Here is an 18,847-nt window from a genome sequence, read left to right as displayed (position 1 = left end):
GCTCGTGCCCGTCCTGACTCTCGCGATGGAGGTGGAATGTTGACCCGAAGGGATGCCATCGGTCTGGGCGTCGCGGCCTTGGCGACCCCTGCTCTCGGCGGAGAGACGGGGCGCGCTCAGACGCTCGACGGCAACCAGCCTCTCGTATTCGCTCACCGCGGCGCGAGCGCCCTGCGGCCCGAGCATACGCTGGAATCTTATGGCCGGGCCATTGCGGACGGCGCGGATCTCATCGAGCCGGACCTGGTGATGACGCGCGACGGCGTGCTCGTTGCGCGACATGAAAACGAGATCGGCGGCACCACCGATGTGGCAAAGCGCCCAGAATTTGCAGACCGCCGGACCACAAAGCAGATCGATGGCGAGGCGGTCACCGGCTGGTTCACCGAGGATTTTTCGCTCGCGGAACTCAAGACCCTGCGTGCCGTGGAGCGATTGGGTGCCATCCGCCCGGAAAGCCAAAGCTACGACGGCCAGTTCCCCATCCCGACGCTGGACGAGATCATCGCCTTCGTCGCGGCGCAGGCGGGCACGCAAGGCAGGACGATCGGCCTGATTCCGGAAATCAAGCACTCCACATACTTGGCCAGCATCGGCCTGCCGCCTGAAGACGTCCTGCTCAGGGCGCTGGCCGGCCACGATTATACGCGCCGCTGCCCGATCGTGATTCAGTCGTTCGAAACCACCAATCTGCGCGCCATTCGGCAGAAAATCGGTCGGCCGACGAACATCCAGCTGCTCCAGTTGTTCGAGACATTCGATCGCCAGCCCGCCGATGCCGCCCTCGCCGGGCTGAAGACAACTTATGGCGATATGGCATCGCCAGCCGGGCTCGCCGCCATTGCCGGCTATGCCGATGCCGTCGGCCCCTCCTCGCGCTCGGTCATGCCGCTGGACGCCGAAGGCCGCCTCGCCCAGCCGACCCGCCTTGTGGCCGATGCCCATGCCGCCGGGCTGCGCGTCTATCTGTACACCTTCCGGCCCGAGAACCGCTTCTTGCCCAGCGATCTGCGCGGTCCCGGTGGCGAGAATGCCCGACATGAGGGCGGCTCGGTGGCAGAGATCCGGCGCTACCTGTCGCTTGGGGTGGATGGCTTCTTCACCGATGACCCGGCTCTGGGGCGCCTCGCCGTGGATGGAGCCTGATCGGCGCTGGCCTCCCGCCCGTGGCCGCGCTATCCCGCTCCGCATGGCTTCCCGCAATCATCTCTATCTCGTCGATGGCTCGAGTTACATCTTTCGCGCCTATCACCAGCTTCCACCGCTCACCAACCGCCATGGCACACCCGCCGGCGCGGTATATGGTTATACGGCGATGCTATGGAAGCTCGCCGACGCGCTGGACAAGGAGGAGGGGCCGACCCATCTCGCAGTGATTTTGGACAAGGGCTCGCACACCTTCCGCAACGATCTTTACGATCAGTACAAGGCCCACCGGCCGCCGCCGCCGGAAGACCTGATCCCGCAGTTTCCGCTGATCCGCGAGGCGACCCGCGCCTTTTCGCTGCCCTGCATCGAGGAAGCCGGATTCGAAGCCGACGATATCATCGCCACCTACACCTGCCAGGCGGTGGCGCAGGGCTGGGACGTGACGATCGTCTCCTCCGACAAGGATCTGGCCCAGCTCATCCAGCCCGGCGTGGACATGCTCGACACCATGAAGAACGAGCGGCGCGGCCCCGATTATGTGCAGGATAAGTTCGGCGTCGCACCCGAGCAGCTGCGCGATGTGCTGGCCCTGATGGGCGACAGCGTCGACAATGTCCCCGGCGTGCCCGGCGTCGGCGCGAAGACCGCTGCGAAGCTCATCGGGGAATATGGCGACCTGGATGCGGTGCTCGCCGCAGCGCCGGACATGAAGCCATCCAAGCTCAAGGAGCGGCTGATCGAGCATGCCGAGCTCGCCCGCCTCTCGCGCGAACTGGTTACGCTCCACTGCGAAGTGCCGCTGCCGCACGCGCTCGATGATCTCAAGCTGGATGGCATCCCCGCCGAGCCGCTGCGCGCCTTTCTTGAGGATCAGGGCTTCAAGGCGCTGCTGGCCCGCATGGCCAGCCATGCGCCGGGCCGGCAGACGGCGGATCCCGTCGCCGAGGCGGTCGTGGACGCCGCGCTCGACCCGACGACGCCGGATTTCATCCCCCTGCCCCCGATCAACTGCGAGAGCTACGAGACGGTGACGACGCTGGAGCGGCTGGATGCTTGGATCGCGCAGTCCTACGCCAGCGGCATCATCGCCATCGATACGGAGACGGATTCCCTCGACAGCATGGCTGCCAATCTGGTCGGCATCTGCCTCGCCACGGCCCCCGGCACGGCCTGCTATATCCCACTCGGCCACCGCAGCGGCGACGACATGTTCGCCGAAGCGCCGCCGCAGATTCCCATGGCGGACGCCATCGCCCGCCTTCGCCCGTTGTTTGCCGATGCGAGCGTGCTGAAGATCGGCCACAACATCAAATATGATCTCAACGTGCTGGCCCGGCATGGGCTGTCCGTCGCGCCCTTTGACGACACGCTGGTGATGAGCTTCGATCTCGATGCCGGGCAGTCCCTTGCCGGCCACGGCATGGATGAGGTTGCGCACGCGGTGCTTGAGCATACGTGCATCAGCTTCAAGGACGTCACCGGCACCGGCAAGAAGGCGATCAGCTTTGCGCAGGTGCCGCTCGATGCCGCCACACGCTATGGCGGCGAGGATGCGGACGTGACCTGGCGGCTGTGGACGCGGTTCAAGCCCCGCCTCGCCCAGGAAGGCGCGACCCGGGTCTATGAGCTGGTGGACCGCCCACTCATTCCGGTGGTCGCCGGCATGGAGCGCAGCGGCATCAAGGTGGACCGGGATCATCTCTCCCGGCTCTCCGGCCGGTTCGCGCAGGAAATGGCGCGGCTGGAAGAAGAGATTCACGCTGAGGCCGGCCAGCCCTTTGCCATCGGATCGACCCAACAGCTGGGCGCGATTCTGTTCGAGAAAATGGGTCTTAAGGGCGGCAAGAAGGGCAAGTCCGGCGCTTATTCCACGGACGTGACCGTACTCGAGCGGATGAAGGCGGATGGCGTCAAGATCGCCGGCCTGGTGCTGGACTGGCGCCAGCTTTCGAAGCTCAAATCGACGTATACCGACGCCCTGCAGGCCCAGATCAACCGCGATACCGGTCGCGTCCACACCAGCTACTCGCTGACCGGCGCGCAGACCGGCCGCCTCTCCTCGACCGACCCGAACCTGCAGAACATCCCGATCCGCACCGAAACCGGTCGCCAGATTCGCGATGCCTTCATTGCCGAACAGGGCAATGTGATCCTGGCTGCGGACTACAGCCAGATCGAACTCCGCCTCGCGGCCCACATGGCCGATGTGCCGCAGTTGCGGGACGCCTTCCTGCGCGGCGAGGATATTCACGCGGCGACTGCCCAGGAGCTGTTCGGCGAGATGAACCGCGAGACGCGTGCGCGGGCCAAGACCATCAACTTCGCCATTCTCTATGGCATCTCTCGCTGGGGGCTGGCGGCCCGTCTGGAGATCGACGCGGACGAAGCACAGGCCATGATCAGCCGCTATTTCGACCGCTTCCCCGGCATCTCGGCCTATATCAATGAGACGTTGGAGAAGGTGCGTTCTACGGGGCACACGACCACGCTGTTCGGCCGCAAGACCTGGTTCAACCAGATCAAATCGCCGGTGCAGCACGTCCGCCAGGGTGCGGAGCGCGCCGCGATCAACGCCCCTATTCAGGGGACCAGCGCAGACATCATCAAGCGCGCGATGGTGCGCATGGGTCCGGCTCTTCGCGATGCCGGACTGGACCGGGTGAAGATGCTGCTGCAGGTCCATGACGAGCTGGTGTTTGAGCTGCCGGAGGACGATGTGGCGGCCGCCACACCGATCATCCGGTCTGTCATGGCCAGCGCCGCAGAGCCACTCGTTAAGCTCACCGTGCCGCTTGGCGTGGAAATCGGGACCGGATCGAGCTGGGGCGCTGCCCATTAGGCGCAGCCATATGCGGATATCGACCTGATGCCCCACATGCTGATCTTTGGACTGGGTTACACCGCTACACGGCTCGCCGAGGCGCTCCGATCGCGCGGTTGGACGGTCGAGGCGACCGGGCGTGCCGGCACGATCGCATTCGATGACGACTCGGCGGTCACGAACGCCATGCGCCGGGCGACCCACATCCTGTCCTCTGTTCCTCCAACGGACGAAGGCGATCCCGTGCTGCAGCGCTACGGTGCCTTGCTGGAAGAAGCACCTGCCGGTTGGATCGGCTATCTGTCCTCGACCGGGGTCTACGGGGATACCGGCGGCGCATGGGTGGATGAAAGCGCACCCGTCGGCCAAGGCCGGCGCAATGCACGCGCCGCTGCTGATCTGGCGTGGCAGGAGCTTGGCGCGCGCATTCGGGTGTTTCGGTTACCCGGGATTTACGGCCCGGGGCGCAGTGCCTTGGATCGGATTCGCGAAGGCCGGGCCCGCAGAATAGACCTCCCGGATCAGATATTCAGCCGAGTCCACGTGGAAGATATTGTCTTTGGCGTACTGGCAGGCATGGCTGGGCCTTCCGGCATCTATAATCTCGCCGACGACATGCCCTGTTCTCAGAATGACGTCATCGCGTTCGGCTGTGCCCTCCTCGGCCTTCCTGTCCCGCCCATGCAATCTTTGGAAGATGCGGGCCTGTCTCCGGCCGCACGGGCTTTCTATAGCGAGAACCGGCGTGTCGCGAATGGCAAGGCGAAACGCCTGCTCGGCTGGGAGCCGCGGTTTCCAGATTATCGCAGGGGTCTCGCCGCCTGTCTGGGAGCAGAAGGGATAAACGGCCAGCCTCCCCTGTGATGCGTGGGCGCTGCGCAGGCTTTGCGGGATCGCGCAGTCCAGCTATGCGGAATGCATGACACAGACAGCACCGGGCAGCATCACCATAGGGCAGATGCGCATCGCAAATGACCGCCCTCTCGCCTTGATCGCCGGGCCATGCGCGATGGAATCGCGGGCGCATGCGCTGGAGACGGCGCAGGCCCTTCTCGAGATGACCAGCGCGCTTGGAATGCCGCTCATCTACAAGAGCAGCTTCGACAAGGCGAACCGCACCTCCGTGGATGCGCCGCGCGGCATCGGCCTAGCCCAAGCGCTGGATGTGTTTGCAGAGGTGAAAGCGCAGTTCGGCTGCCCGGTGATCACTGATGTGCATGATGCGGCGCAATGCGCGCCAGTCGCTGAGGTGGTGGATGTCCTCCAGATTCCGGCCTTCCTCTGCCGGCAGACCGATCTCTTGCTGGCTGCTGCCGCGACAGGCCGCGTCGTAAACGTCAAGAAGGGCCAATTTCTGGCTCCTTGGGACATGGCGAATGTCGTGCGCAAGCTGCGCAAGGCCGGAAACGATCAGGTCATGGTGACCGAACGGGGCGCAAGCTTTGGCTACAACACATTGGTCAGCGACATGCGGGCGCTCCCGATTCTGGCAGAGACGGGTTGCCCGGTCGTGTTCGATGCCACCCACAGTGTCCAGCAGCCGGGCGGACGCGGAGAAAGCTCAGGCGGTGAACGGCGGTTTGTGCCCGTGCTGGCGCGCGCTGCGGTTGCGATCGGCGTCGCGGCCATATTCATCGAAACGCATGAAGACCCTGACTGCGCGCCGAGCGACGGACCGAACATGGTGCCGTTGCGCGACCTGCCAACGCTTCTCCGCGACCTTCAGGCTTTTGACGCGCTGGCCAAGCGACGCTGACGCCCGAAGGAGGCGATTAGAAGCCGCCGCCGGTCAGCTTCTGGCAGATCATGTCCAGCTGTTCGAGGCTGGAATATTGCAGGGTCAAAGTCCCCTTACCGCCCTCATGATTAATGCCGACGCGCAGGCCGAGCAGATCAGACAGATGCTGTTCCATGGCGATCAGATCGGGATCACGGCCCAATGCGGGCCGCCCCTCAGCACGTGGCGCAGTTTTTCCTTCACGTGCCAAGCGAACCAAGCGCTCGGTTTCGCGAACAGACAGGCCCTTGGAGGCGACATCTTTTGCTAGTTCCGCGCAATCGGCGGAGCCGATAAGGGCGCGCCCGTGACCCATGGACAGGGCCCCAGTCATCACGAGCTCCTGAACAGGCTCCGGGAGATCCAGCAACCTGATCAGGTTCGCAATATGACTGCGTGATTTGCCGACGATCCGGGCCAGCGCGTCCTGCGTGTGGTGAAACTGATTGATCAGGCGCTGATAGGCTTGCGCCTCCTCGATCGGGTTCAGCTCCTCTCGCTGGATGTTCTCAACCAGCGCAATCTCGAGCGTTTCTGCCTCGGTGAAATCGCGGATGATTGCCGGAATCTGGTGAAGCTGCGCCTTCTGCGCAGCGCGCCAGCGACGCTCACCCGCGACGATCTGATAGCGATCATTCCCAAGCGGTCGCACAACGATGGGCTGGATGATTCCTCGCTCGCGGATGCTGTCTGCGAGTTCAGAGAGGGCACCTTCGTCGAAATGTCGCCGCGGCTGATCGGGATGCGGCGACACACGCACGATTTCAAGAAAGCGGACGGCCTTGGGCCGGTCCGCATCGCCTGCCCCGCTATCCGCCCCGGCCCGGCCCTCTTCGGACACCGATACGTCGCGTTCGACTTCACCGAGCAAGGCGGAAAGACCCCGCCCCAAACGGCGCGGCTTGCCGGATACATCTGCGTCGCTCATGCCGCTACGGTCTCCTTGGGAAGCTTCTCGATCAGTTCGCGCGCGAGCGCCATATAGGCTTCCGATCCAGCGCAGCGCATGTCGTAGATAAGGGCAGGCAGCCCGTGGCTGGGGGCCTCCGAGAGGCGGACGTTGCGCGGGATGACCGTCTTGAACACGAGGTCGCCGAGACAGGCCCGCACATCGTCCGCGACCTGATCGGTCAGCCGATTCCGGCGATCGTACATCGTCAGCGCGACGCCGAGGATCGAGAGGTCCGGATTGAACCGTGCACGAATGCGCTCGAAAGTCTGGAGCAGCTGCGACAGGCCCTCAAGGGCAAAGAACTCGCATTGCAGCGGCACAAGGATCGATTGCACCGCGACCATGGCATTGACCGTTAGCAACCCGAGCGACGGCGGGCAGTCGATCAGGCAGACTTCCCAACGACCGGCTTCCGCATTGTTCAGAGCGTTGGCGAGACGGTGAGTTCGTTGCTCGACATCGATTAGTTCGATCTCCGCCCCTGAGAGATCCTGCGTGGCGGGAATGAGATCCAGGCCCGGCACCACTGTGCGAATAACAGCGTCATCGAGATCACAATCGCCCATCAGCAAATCGTAGCTCGACCGCGCGCGATCCTTCGTCGTGACCCCCATCCCCGTGGAAGCATTGCCCTGCGGATCGAGATCGATCAGCAGGGTGCGGTGACCAGTGGCAGCCAAGCCAGTAGCGAGATTGATCGCCGTGGTGGTTTTGCCAACGCCGCCTTTCTGGTTCGCGATTGCAATGCTGATCATGACTGTCCTTTCGGCCCCGCAGACGTCGCCGCTTTGCGCCTATTGCCATTCCGTCTCGAACTGCTCGGCTTTTTATCGGTCGCTCTGATCGTGACACGTTTTTTCAGCTGGCGGACTGTTAGAATGGCGCTTTCGGCGTCCGTGACGCTTTGTTCCACGTGAAACACAGCTTGCCAGTGCGGCCGGACAATTTCCAGTTCCTTCTCACTGCTCCGGCCCTTGGGGAGCAGCCAGATGGTGTTTTCGTCCGCCAAATGATGCGCTGTGGTGAGCAGTCGATCCAAAGGCGCATAAGCACGGGCAGTAATCACGGCGGCGGGCCGATCAAATCCGGCCGATTCCACCTTCGATTGAACCACATCCACGTGATCAAGACCGAGAGATTCCGTACAGCGTTTAAGGAAAGCGACTCGCAAGGGACGAACCTCTACCAAGCGAATTGGCGCGTCGCGCAAACACCCGACGACCAGCCCCGGAAACCCTGCACCGGTCCCGAGGTCTAGCCATATTCCATCTGTGGGCGCTTCCGTCGACGCCGCCTGGCTCAACAATTGCGCAGAGTCCACGATATGCCGCGCCCAAATGGATGCCCTAGTCGCAGCGGAGATGAGGTTCTGCCGGTCGGCTTCTTCCAGCACGAGGCCCACGAACGTCCGCAGCCGGTCTCCCGCTATACCATCCCACCAGCCACGATCAGCGAGCCAGGCTTGCGCCTCTTCCTCTGTCATGCAGCCCGACCAGTCCGCGCAGCGACGAGGAGCGCCGCCAAAGCTGCCGGCGTAATTCCCCTGACCCGGGCGGCACCACCAAGCGTCTCGGGGCGCGCGAGGGTCAACCGTTCGACCATCTCTGTGCTCAAACCGCCAACCGTAGAAAAATCGAGGTCGGCGGGCAGCGCAATGGCGTCATTGGCGCGGAGGGCCCTCACTTCCGCGTCCTGCCTTTCGACGTAAGGCGCATAGATCGCGTCCTGCAAAAGCTCTTCGACAAGGCCGTCTTCTCCCATTTCCAGGGCCGGCGCATATTTGGCAAGATGCCCGCGCGCCACTGCCGGGAAACGAGCCCACTCGGCAAGGGATCTGCGGACACCATCGTCGCGAACATCTGCCCCTGCTGTGCGTAAATCAGTGCCGGACACTTGCTTCTCCAACACGCCAGCGAGCGCCGCGCGTGCTTCTTCCCGCTCGTGCCACCAGGTCGTTCGGGCTGCGCTTGCCAAGCCAAGCCGAACAGCCGTCGGCGTCAGTCGCGTTGCAGCGTTGTCCGCACGCAGTCGCAGCCGGAATTCGGCGCGCGCGGTCAGCATTCGATAGGGTTCGGTGATCCCCTGCAGGCAGAGATCGTCGATAAGAACGCCAATATAGCTTTCTGCCCGGTCAAGCAGCAAAGGATCAAGACCCAAGGCATGAGCGGCCGCGTTCGCGCCCGCCACAAGCCCCTGTGCCGCAGCCTCCTCATAGCCGGTGGTGCCATTGATCTGACCGGCCAGAAAGAGCGAAGGCATGGCGCGGAGCGAAAGGGTCCGATCCAGAGCGCGCGGGTCGATATGGTCATACTCGACCGCGTAACCGGGAACGGCGACCTCGACTTGTTCCATCCCTTCCATGGATCGGAGGAATGCAATCTGCACGTCCGTCGGCAGGGACGAACTTAGGCCATTGGGATAGACAAGATGATCATCCAGACCCTCGGGCTCAAGGAAGACCTGATGGCCCTCCCGGTCTCGAAAGCGGACAATCTTGTCCTCGATTGAGGGACAATAGCGTGGTCCGCGCCCCTCGATATCACCCGAAAACAGGGGTGAAAGACCGAGGTTATCGCGGATGATGCGATGGGTCTCGGCGTTGGTCCGGGTGATGGCGCAGCGAAGTTGCGGCAGCTGTTCGCTATCACAGAAGCCTAGATAGGACATCGACCAGGCGTCGAGATCTGACGGTTGCTCTTCCAGTCGGGCCCAATCGATCGTGCGTCCATTCAGACGGGCCGGTGTGCCCGTCTTGAGGCGGCCCATTGGGAGATCGAGGTCTCGCAACTGCTGAGCCAAGGCGCTCGCGGCATGCTCACCGATCCGCCCACCGACAACTCGCTCCGCGCCCCTGAACATCAGCCCGCCCAGAAATGTTCCGGTCGTGAGGACAACGGCCTGTCCGCCCAGCTTCTGTCCATCCGCGAGCACAACCCCGCTCAAAGCCCCGGCAGGGCCGACATCCAATGCCGCCACTTCACCGCCAATGATCGAGAGGCCCGGTTGCGCCGCGATCATACTCTGAATGGCTGCGCGGTACTTCCGGCGGTCGGCCTGAACACGCGGGCCGCGAACAGCGGCGCCCTTGCTGGCATTGAGCATTCGGCGATGGATCGCTGCGCTGTCTGCGGCGCGCGCCATTAACCCATCCAGGGCATCCACTTCGCGTACGAGGTGGCCCTTGCCCAACCCCCCGATTGAAGGATTGCACGACATTTCCCCGATGCGGCGCGGATCGGCCGTTACCAAAGCGACACGCGCGCCGCGGCGCGCGGCAGCGGCCGCAGCTTCCGTGCCGGCATGGCCACCGCCGACAACGATGACATCGAACATGGCTTGCGCATGCTTGCTCATGTCCCAGCCCCTAGCGGCCACATCAAAGAGCGTCAAAGCATTGCGGACAGGCCGACGTTCCACGTGGAACAACTATTTGCCGATGCAGAAGCCGCGAAACACCTCGTCCAGCACAAGCTCAGTCGTGGTGCGCCCGGTCAATTCATCCAGAGCGGCCAGCCCCTGCCGAAGATTCTCTGCAACTAGGATTTCGTCTGACTCACCAGTGCAGGCATTCAAAGCGTCAACTGCTCGTTTTATGACTGCTCGTTGGCGCTGTGACAGCGCGTAGTCGCCGGGGAGCGGCAGCATGCTGCCGGCCAATGTACACAGTTTTTCAATGAGAGAATCAATCCCTTCACCTGTCACATTCGATACGTGGAGGCGCGACGCCGCGCGATCTGCTAGAGCAAGATCGGCTTTCGCAGCGACCTGCACCAATGCCCCCCGACCTAATGGCGCCTCTTCAGGCCGCCCTAGCCACAGCACGATGTCAGCCTCGGCCAAAAGGGCTTCCGCGCGGCCGATGCCGATCTGCTCGATCTCGTCACCGGCTTCGCGCAGTCCCGCCGAGTCAGATAATACGAATGCGATGCCATTGAGGGCGACTGACGCCTCGATCACATCGCGGGTCGTTCCCGCATGAGGGGAGACAATCGCAGCATCGCGTCCGACCAGCTGGTTGAACAGGGACGACTTGCCAGCATTGGGCGGACCGCCAATGGCGACGCGAATACCATCTCGTAATCGGTCCGCGGAGGGACGCTGCAGTTCCTTACGCATGTCTGCGCTGATCTCAATCGCTGCGGCTGTGATGCGCGCGAGGTCCGCGCCCGATACGTCCCCTTCATCGGAAAAATCGAGCTGAGCCTCGATCTGTGCGGCGAGCAGTCGAAGGTCTGTCGTCCAGGATTCAATCTTGCGGGAGAACGCTCCACCCATCATCGCCATGGCAGCACGCCGTTGCAGCGCAGTCTCTGCCGCGATCAAATCGCCCAAGCCTTCGATCCCGGCGAGATCCATTTTGCCGCTCAGAAAGGCGCGCCGGGTAAACTCGCCGGCCTCTGCCCGCCGAAAGCCCGGCATGGCAGCCAGAGCCGCTTCCAACGCCCGCACCACCGCATGGGAGCCATGGCATTGGAATTCGGCCATGTCTTCGCCGGTCTCTGTATTGGGCCCGGGAAAGCAAATCAGCAAACCTTCATCGAGCAAGTCGCCATTCGCCGGATCGAAAAATCGCCGCAACGCCGCTTGCCGAGCCGCTGGTGCGTCTCGGCCTGTTATGATCCGAGCAGCCTTAAGCGCGAGAGGTCCAGATACCCGGAGGATCGCAATGGCGGCGGGCAGTTGCCCGCTGGAGAGCGCAAAAATCGTATCCCGATCCGTCATCGACCGTCAAACCACGTGAAAACTCAGCCGTCATTCTTGGATTTTGCAGGAGAGCCAGCGCCCGCCGCGCCCATGCCAATATCCATGAGGCTGGAAAACAATTTCATGCCCGCATCACCCAGCGGCGACATGCTGCGGAACATCCGCTCCATCTGCTCAAGGTTGGTCTGGCCGCTCATCGTATCGAGCACCGCCTGAATATAAAGATCATGGATCGGCTTCAGATCAGGCAGACCGAGAAACGACCGTGCCTCTTCCGGGGTGCACTCAACATCGACCTTGAACTTCATGATGGCAGGGCTCCGCGCGAGATAGGGTGGGTCTGACATGCCGCATCGGAGCTCATTTCGCTAGCAAATTGCCCTCGGCCGGCGATATCTCCCGGCAACGGTCAGCCAGAAACAAGGAAACCGGCAGCGCTCCTTTCCTGAGCGCTGCCGGTTCCTGCTTAGCGATTTGCCTCTCGGCTCAGGCGAAGAGCTGGAGCAGCCCGATATCCTTGTCTGTGATGCCGGTGTAGATCATCGTTGCGGCCACATAGAGAATGACCAGCAAGCCGATCCAGGCAATCCAACGATAGCGCTCAATATACTTCGCGATTATATTCGCAGCGATTCCCATCAGAGCGACTGCAAAGACCAGGCCGATCATCAGAATGCCGGGGTGCTCGCGGGCTGCACCGGCCACCGCCAGCACATTGTCGAGGCTCATGGAGACGTCTGCCACCGCCACAGCCCAAGCCGCGCCGATGAAGCTCTTCGCGGGACGAAGCCCGGAATGCTCGTCACCCTCGACCTCAGGCGAGCCGGCATTGTGCCCCGCCCCCTGCACGATCTCGCGGTACATCTTCCAGGATACCCACAGGAGCAGGATGCCGCCGGCAAAAATCAGCCCGATGATCTGCATGAGCTGCGTGACCACGAGCGCAAAGGCGATGCGCAGCACCAGCGCGGCAATGATACCGATGAAGATGACCATCCGGCGCTGATGCGCCGGCAATCCCGCCGCGAGCGCGCCGATGACGATGGCATTGTCCCCGGCCAGGACGACGTCGATCAACAGAACTTTGACGAACGCGGACCAGGCGCTGATATCGCCCGAGAACAGCGTGGAGACGTCCGAGACGATATGGGACCAGATTTCAGCCATGGCAGCGCGTAACCCCTGTTGAAATGCGTTACTGGTTCATCGTGGCGAAGAAATCTTCGTTGGTCTTGGAATCCTTCATCTTGTCGAGCAGGAATTCCATCGCGTCGATCGTGCCCATCTGCATGAGAATACGACGCAGCACCCACATCTTGGAGAGCTTGTCCTTCTCGACCAGCAGTTCTTCTTTGCGAGTGCCGGACTTGCCGACATCCAGCGCCGGGAAGATGCGCTTGTCCGAGACCTTGCGATCCAGGACGATTTCCGAGTTACCGGTACCCTTGAACTCCTCGAAGATCACTTCGTCCATGCGGCTACCCGTATCGATGAGTGCCGTGGCGATGATCGACAACGAGCCACCCTCCTCGATGTTCCGCGCTGCGCCGAAAAAGCGCTTCGGGCGCTGCAGGGCGTTGGCATCGACACCGCCGGTCAGCACCTTGCCGGAGCTGGGAACGACGGTGTTGTAGGCGCGGCCCAAGCGCGTGATGGAATCGAGCAGGATGACGACATCCTTCTTGTGCTCGACAAGGCGCTTGGCCTTCTCGATCACCATTTCGGCGACCTGGACGTGGCGCGTCGCGGGCTCGTCGAAGGTGGAGGAAACCACCTCGCCCTTCACGCTGCGCTGCATGTCCGTGACTTCCTCCGGCCGCTCGTCGATGAGCAGCACCAGCAGGAAGACCTCGGGATGATTGTCGGTGATCGCCTTGGCGATGTTCTGCAGCAGTACGGTCTTGCCGGTCCGCGGCGGCGCCACAATGAGCGCGCGCTGGCCCTTGCCCTGCGGCGCAATAATGTCGATGACGCGGGCCGACTTGTCCTTGATCGTAGGATCAAGCGTGTCGAGCCGCAGCTTCTCGTCGGGATAAAGCGGCGTCAGATTGTCGAAATTGACGCGGTGACGGACCACATCGGGATCGTCGAAATTGACCGAGACGAGCTTGGTCAGCGCGAAATAGCGCTCGCCATCCTTGGGTGCGCGGATCTCGCCTTCGACCGTATCACCGGTGCGCAGGCCGAATTTGCGGACCTGATTGGGCGAGACATAGATGTCGTCCGGGCCGGCCAGATAATTCGCCTCAGGGCTGCGCAGGAAGCCGAAGCCATCGGCCAGCACCTCGATAGTGCCCAGACCCATGATCTGCTCGCCATTTTCCGCCTGCTCCTTGAGGATGGCGAACATAAGGTCCTGCTTGCGCAGCGTCGAGGCACCCTCGACGCCGAGTTCCTCGGCCATGGCGACCAGCTCGGCCGGGGCTTTGCGCTTCAAATCTTTAAGATGCATGGATTGGGTCCGACGGCGGGAGTGAAAATAAAGGGAATATGACTGTGCCGGAATGCCTGGAGAGGGCAATCAGGCGCATAGGTCAGCGCCTGTAAAGGGAACGCCCCGAATTACGCACTGGCCGATTCCAAGTCAAGCGCAGAGCGATGGCGCTCTCACCGCTCGCAACGGGCCGTTCAGAACGGGCGGACGATCACCAGAATGACGATCAGGGTGACGAGCAGCGCCGGCACCTCGTTGATCATGCGCAGGCGCTTTTCCGGCCAGGGGCGCAGGCCGCGCGCGAGCTTCTTGGAATAGCCCACGATCCAGCCGTGAAAGCCCGACAGGATGATCACCAGCAGCAGCTTGGCGTGGAACCAGCCCTCGCTCCAGGCCCCGGTCTGAAAGGCCAGCAGCAGGCCCAGCACCCAGACCAGCACGATCGAGGGGTTCATGATGATGCGCTTCATCCGCGTCTCACGCTCGATCCACGCCTGATCCTCGGCCGAGCCGGGCTCGGTCTGATGATGGTAGATGAAGTAGCGCGGAATCATGAACAGGCTGGCCATCAGGAAGATGACGAAGATCACATGTGCGGCAAGAACCCACGGATAAGCAGCGCCGAGAAAGCCGATGCCGGGCAGGATGGACATGGAGACTGAACCTCTTCGTCGTGCTTCAACAACCGCGCGCGATCGCCAAGCCTTCTAGGCCAGCCGACCAGGAATTGAAACGGGGTGCGAGGCGCTGGCTTGCGTTTTCCAAGAGCCGCCGATCACCCGCGAACGCGCGCCACCAGTTGCTCGACATGGGCAATCGGCGTGTCTGGCAAGATGCCATGACCCAGGTTGAAGATGTGCGGCCGGCCGCACAGAGCCTCGAGAATGGCGTCCACCGCCCGATCCAGCGTCTCCCCGCCCGCGATCAGCGCCAGCGGATCGAGATTGCCTTGCAGCGGCAGATGGGCGGGCAATTCACGCGCCGCCCAGGCCGGATCGAGCGTCTCATCGAGACCCAGCGCATCGACGCCGGTTTCCTGGGCATAGGCGACGAGTTTGGCCCCTGCCCCCTTTGGAAAGCCGATGATCGGCGTATCGGGATGGCGCAGCTTCAAGGCTTTGACGATGCGCGCGTTGGGCGCGATCACCCATTGGCGGAACTGTGCCGGGCTAAGCGAACCGGCCCAGCTATCGAAAAGCTGCACGGCATCCACGCCGGCCGCGATCTGGGCCGAGAGATAATCGACCGTCGTTTCGATAATGGCATCGATGATCGCGCCGAACTTCGCCGGCTGCTGATAGGCCATGCGACGGGCGGCCGCGTGATCCTTGCTGCCCTGCCCGGCGACCATATAGGTCGCCACCGTCCAGGGACTGCCGGCAAAGCCCAGAAACGTCGTTTGCGGGGCCAGCGCGGCCCTCACGCGCCGGACCGTGTCGATCACCGGCGCCAGCCGCTGTGGCGCTGGCACGAGGCTTGTCAGCTCGCCCTCGACCAGCGGCGGGGCAAGGCGCGGTCCTTCGCCGGCCTCAAACCAGAGATCCTGACCCAGAGCATGGGGGACCACCAGAATATCGGAAAACAGGATCGCGCCATCGAACCCGAAGCGCCGAATGGGCTGCAAGGTGACTTCGGCCGCGGACTCACTGTCATAGCAAAGATCGAGGAAACCGCCCTTCTCGGCACGCAAAGCCCGATATTCCGGCAGATATCGCCCGGCCTGACGCATCAGCCACAGGGGCGGACGCGCCGGAACAGCGCCGCGCAGGACGCTCAGCAGCGGTGCCGTCACACCGGTATCGATCACGGACGAGTCATGCACAGACCAATATCCTATTTATATAAAAGAGAAGGTTGTTGGATTCTGTTGGGGAGTGGACAACGGGCATTATTCGCTCATCACCCTTTTGCCAACAGCTTGACCTGAAGGGATCCATGAAGGTGCGACGAGTCACCAGGCTCATCCCCATGATTCACAGCCTGTGGGCAAGCCGGTGGGCCTGTGGATAGATGATCGGGTTCCGACAGGGTGAGTGCGCATGAAATGAGGAGGGGCGGTTATCCACAGTTCTGTCCCTTGTGTTATCCCGCAATGTTCCACATGAACGGTGGATATGGACCGCCTGAACCTGCATCTGCTTTCGGATTCCACCGGCGAAACGCTCGAGCATATCGGCAAGGCGGCACTCGCCCAGTTCGAGAATGTCGAGACGATCCGCCATTTCTGGCCGATGGTGCGCTCCGAGCAGCATCTTGAGCGCATCTTGGAAGAAGTGGCGCGCAATCCGGGCATGGTGCTGTTCACCCTGGCCAACCCCACCTTGCGTCGCCGACTGGAAAATGGCTGCCGGGCCATCGGCATTCCCTATGTCGCGCCGCTCGATCCGGTGACCGATGCCATGTCCAATCTGCTGGGCCAAGAAATGCGCAATCGTCCCGGTCGCAAGCATGTGCTGGACGAAGCCTATTTCGCGCGAATTGACGCCATCCAGTTCACCATCGCCCATGATGATGGGGTCGGCTGGGAGAATTGGGAAGAGGCGGATATCGTCCTTGCCGGCGTCTCCCGCACGTCGAAGACGCCGACCAGCATTTATCTCGCCAATCGCGGCTACAAGACGGCCAATATCCCGCTGGTGCTGGAATCCCCGCCTCCCCCAAGCCTGTTCAAATTGCGGCATCCGATGGTCGTCGGCCTGACCGCCGGCGCCGAGCGGTTGGTGCAGGTGCGGCGCAATCGGCTGCTCTCGCTCAATCAGGCGCCGGAAACCGCCTATGTGGATCTCGAACGCGTGAATGGCGAGGTGGCGCACGCCCGCCGCATGTTTGCCGATCAGGGTTGGCCGGTCATCGATGTCACGCGCCGTTCCATCGAAGAAACCGCCGCAGCCATCGTCAACCTGTATCAGGAACGGCTGAAAAGCAGCAGCGGCCTGCCGGGGCTTGGGCCGGTATGACCACGCCCCCGCTCCTGCTCGCCTCGCAAAGCGAGAGTCGCCGGCGGCTGCTCGCCGACGCTGCCGTGCCATTTGAGACGGTTCCAGCCGGTGTCGACGAGGATGCGATCAAGGCCAGTCTGGTCGGCGAAGGCCTGAACGCCCGCGATCTGGCAGACGCACTGGCGGAATGGAAATGCCGTCGCCCGTCGATGCGACATCCGGACGCGTTCGTGCTGGGCTGCGACCAGACGCTGGAGCTGGATGATGGCAGCCTGATCGACAAGGTTGAGACACGGGAAGCCGCGGCCGATCTGCTCGCGCGGATGAGCGGCCGGGCGCACAAGCTCCATAGCGCGGCCGTGATCGCGCAGGCCGGCCAGGCGCAATGGCGTCAGATCGAGAGCGTCGCGCTCCAGATGCGCCCGCTCAGCGCGGCGTTCATCGACCATTATCTGGACCTCGACTGGGAGCAGTGCCGCTGGTGCGTCGGCTGCTATCGGATCGAGGGGCCGGGCGCGCAGCTTTTCTCGCGCATTTCCGGCAGCCTCTTTGCCGTGCAGGGCCTGCCCCTGCTTCCTTTGCTCGACTATTTGCGCGTGCGCTCTATCTTGCCGGCATGAGTCAGGGAAAACCATATGCCGAAGTGATCGGCGACCCCATCGCGCACAGCAAGTCGCCGGTCATCCACAATTTCTGGCTGGAAGAGCTGGGCATCGACGCGGAGTATCGCAAGACCCGGGTCGCGCCGGAGGACCTGGCCGGCTATTTCCTCAGGCGCCGGGCCGATCCGGACTGGCTGGGCTGCAACATCACTATTCCGCACAAGATCGCGGCGCTGGATTATGTCGATGATCCCGGCGGGGTGCGTGATCGCATCGGCGCCATCAACACGGTCGCCTGCGAAACCGGCGGGCCGCTGATCGGCACCAACACCGACGCAGGCGGTTTTCTGCAGCCCTTACTGGCACGCGGCTGGAGCGGCACCAGCGCGATTCTCGCCGGCACCGGCGGTGCGGCGCAGGCAATCGGGTTCGCCTTGAGATCCGTGGGTGTGACCGACCTGACGATCGTCGCGCGTGATGCCGCCAAGGGGCAGGCTTTGCTGGACCGGCTGGGTCTGGCCGGCCGGGTGCAGGGCTTCGATGCGGCACTGCCGGCAGCTGATCTGCTGGCCAATTCCACCTCGCTCGGCATGGTCGGGCAGCCGGCATGGACGCCCGATCTGTCACCGTTGCCGGACAAGGCTATGGTCTACGACATCGTCTATGCCCCGTTGGAAACACCGCTGCTGGCGGCGGCGCGCAAGCGCGACCTCATGTGCATTGACGGGCTGGAGATGCTGATCGGCCAGGCCGCGCTCGCCTTTGACATCTTCTTCGATGCCCAGCCGCCGCGCGAGCTGGATGCGCAGTTGCGCGAACGCCTGCTCGTGCCTGCCTGACCGCCGCTTGTCGGGTCTGCGCGTGAGACATCGTCCATTCCGCATCGGACTGACCGGATCGATCGGCATGGGCAAATCGACCGCAGCCGCCATGTTTCGCGCAGCGGGCGTGCCGGTGTTCGATGCCGATGCCGCAGTCCATCATTTGCAGGGGCCCGGCGGCGCCTTGCTCGGCGCGATTGAAGCGCGCTTTCCCGGCACCACCAGCGCTGCCGGCGTCGATCGCCGGATGCTTGGTGCCCGGGTGATCGGCCAGCCAGAGGAAATGCGGGCGTTGGAGCGGATCGTGCATCCCGCCGTTGCCGGGTCGCGCGCAGCGTTTCTGCGTCGTCACCGCAGCCGGCCGATGGTCGTTCTCGATATCCCGCTGCTGTTCGAAACGCGGGGCGAGCGGCACATGGACTTGGTCGTCGTCGTTTCCGCTGCGCCGTCTCTCCAGCGGCGGCGCGTGCTTCGCCGGCCCGGCATGACCGCAAAGCGGTTTGAAGCCATCAAGGCCAGTCAGCTTCCCGATCACCTCAAGGGACGCCATGCCGACCTGGTGCTGGATACGGCACAGCCAAAATGGCGGATGAGAGCGCGGATTTTTCGTCTCGTTGCTTGCCTTCGCACGGCGCTGGTCCGATAATG

At 63.0% G+C, this 18,847-nt stretch carries 18 protein-coding genes; 8 read left to right on the top strand and 10 right to left on the bottom strand.

The window, feature by feature from the left end; translation table 11 throughout:
- Positions 1-36 precede the first annotated feature (36 nt).
- The 4 genes from M2335_RS01295 to kdsA are packed head-to-tail and all read left to right on the top strand — an operon-like array spanning position 37 to position 5,726.
- Positions 37-1,146, top strand: coding sequence for a glycerophosphodiester phosphodiesterase (locus M2335_RS01295; RefSeq protein ID WP_264593537.1), 1,110 nt, complete (start codon positions 37-39; stop codon positions 1,144-1,146).
- Between the two features lie 43 nt (positions 1,147-1,189).
- Entirely contained in the window at positions 1,190-3,988 is a 2,799-nt protein-coding gene (polA, locus tag M2335_RS01290; RefSeq protein WP_264593536.1) for a DNA polymerase I, read from the top strand.
- A 27-nt stretch (positions 3,989-4,015) separates the two neighbouring features.
- Entirely contained in the window at positions 4,016-4,834 is an 819-nt protein-coding gene (locus M2335_RS01285) for an SDR family NAD(P)-dependent oxidoreductase (RefSeq protein WP_264593535.1), read from the top strand.
- Positions 4,835-4,889: 55 nt separating this feature from the next.
- Positions 4,890-5,726: a 3-deoxy-8-phosphooctulonate synthase gene (gene kdsA / locus M2335_RS01280; protein WP_264593534.1), complete on the top strand. Its 837-nt coding sequence runs from the start codon at positions 4,890-4,892 to the stop codon at positions 5,724-5,726.
- A gap of 16 nt (positions 5,727-5,742) precedes the next feature.
- Here the strand turns inward: kdsA and M2335_RS01275 are convergent, their stop codons facing one another.
- From M2335_RS01275 to hemE, 10 genes are all read right to left on the bottom strand, one after another.
- Positions 5,743-6,675 carry a ParB/RepB/Spo0J family partition protein gene (locus M2335_RS01275; protein ID WP_264593533.1) on the bottom strand — a complete coding sequence of 311 codons (933 nt, stop codon included), beginning with the start codon at positions 6,673-6,675 and terminating at the stop codon, positions 5,743-5,745.
- Entirely contained in the window at positions 6,672-7,454 is a 783-nt protein-coding gene (locus M2335_RS01270) for a ParA family protein (RefSeq protein WP_264571641.1), read from the bottom strand. Before M2335_RS01270 ends, M2335_RS01275 begins: the two co-directional genes overlap by 4 nt.
- Positions 7,451-8,182, bottom strand: a complete 732-nt coding sequence (gene rsmG, locus M2335_RS01265) for a 16S rRNA (guanine(527)-N(7))-methyltransferase RsmG (RefSeq protein WP_264593532.1) — start codon at positions 8,180-8,182, stop codon at positions 7,451-7,453. Before rsmG ends, M2335_RS01270 begins: the two co-directional genes overlap by 4 nt.
- Complete coding sequence (gene mnmG / locus M2335_RS01260) at positions 8,179-10,053, bottom strand: tRNA uridine-5-carboxymethylaminomethyl(34) synthesis enzyme MnmG (protein ID WP_264593531.1); 1,875 nt, start codon at positions 10,051-10,053, stop codon at positions 8,179-8,181. Before mnmG ends, rsmG begins: the two co-directional genes overlap by 4 nt.
- Before the next feature lie 72 nt (positions 10,054-10,125).
- A complete protein-coding gene (gene mnmE / locus M2335_RS01255; protein ID WP_264593530.1) occupies positions 10,126-11,421 on the bottom strand; it encodes a tRNA uridine-5-carboxymethylaminomethyl(34) synthesis GTPase MnmE in 1,296 nt (431 codons plus the stop codon).
- 23 nt (positions 11,422-11,444) lie between these two features.
- A complete protein-coding gene (locus M2335_RS01250; RefSeq protein WP_264571637.1) occupies positions 11,445-11,711 on the bottom strand; it encodes a DUF6489 family protein in 267 nt (88 codons plus the stop codon).
- A 178-nt stretch (positions 11,712-11,889) separates the two neighbouring features.
- Positions 11,890-12,570, bottom strand: coding sequence for a YjbE family putative metal transport protein (locus M2335_RS01245; RefSeq protein WP_181561075.1), 681 nt, complete (start codon positions 12,568-12,570; stop codon positions 11,890-11,892).
- Positions 12,571-12,598: 28 nt separating this feature from the next.
- The gene (gene rho / locus M2335_RS01240) at positions 12,599-13,855 is read right to left on the bottom strand and encodes a transcription termination factor Rho (RefSeq protein ID WP_181561074.1); all 1,257 of its coding nucleotides are present in this window, start codon (positions 13,853-13,855) and stop codon (positions 12,599-12,601) included.
- A gap of 176 nt (positions 13,856-14,031) precedes the next feature.
- Positions 14,032-14,472, bottom strand: coding sequence for a CopD family protein (locus tag M2335_RS01235; RefSeq protein WP_264574951.1), 441 nt, complete (start codon positions 14,470-14,472; stop codon positions 14,032-14,034).
- A gap of 140 nt (positions 14,473-14,612) precedes the next feature.
- Positions 14,613-15,659, bottom strand: a complete 1,047-nt coding sequence (gene hemE, locus M2335_RS01230; RefSeq protein WP_413716090.1) for a uroporphyrinogen decarboxylase — start codon at positions 15,657-15,659, stop codon at positions 14,613-14,615.
- A gap of 292 nt (positions 15,660-15,951) precedes the next feature.
- Between hemE and M2335_RS01225 the strand changes: the two genes are divergently transcribed.
- From M2335_RS01225 to coaE, 4 genes are read left to right on the top strand one after another with little or no spacing between them, the layout of a single operon-like run.
- On the top strand, positions 15,952-16,794 hold the full coding sequence (locus M2335_RS01225; protein WP_181561073.1) for a pyruvate, water dikinase regulatory protein: 843 nt from the start codon (positions 15,952-15,954) through the stop codon (positions 16,792-16,794).
- Positions 16,791-17,396, top strand: coding sequence for a Maf family protein (locus M2335_RS01220; RefSeq protein ID WP_264593529.1), 606 nt, complete (start codon positions 16,791-16,793; stop codon positions 17,394-17,396). Before M2335_RS01225 ends, M2335_RS01220 begins: the two co-directional genes overlap by 4 nt.
- Positions 17,393-18,217 carry a shikimate dehydrogenase family protein gene (locus M2335_RS01215; RefSeq protein ID WP_264583886.1) on the top strand — a complete coding sequence of 275 codons (825 nt, stop codon included), beginning with the start codon at positions 17,393-17,395 and terminating at the stop codon, positions 18,215-18,217. The genes M2335_RS01220 and M2335_RS01215 overlap by 4 nt, the downstream gene beginning before the upstream one ends.
- 22 nt (positions 18,218-18,239) lie before the next feature.
- Entirely contained in the window at positions 18,240-18,845 is a 606-nt protein-coding gene (coaE, locus tag M2335_RS01210) for a dephospho-CoA kinase (protein WP_264593528.1), read from the top strand.
- Positions 18,846-18,847: the final 2 nt, after the last annotated feature.

It is taken from the genome of Sphingobium sp. B12D2B, from assembly GCF_025961775.1.
In the GTDB taxonomy this organism is placed as follows: domain Bacteria; phylum Pseudomonadota; class Alphaproteobacteria; order Sphingomonadales; family Sphingomonadaceae; genus Sphingobium.
This window is presented reverse-complemented; position numbering and strand designations above follow the sequence as displayed.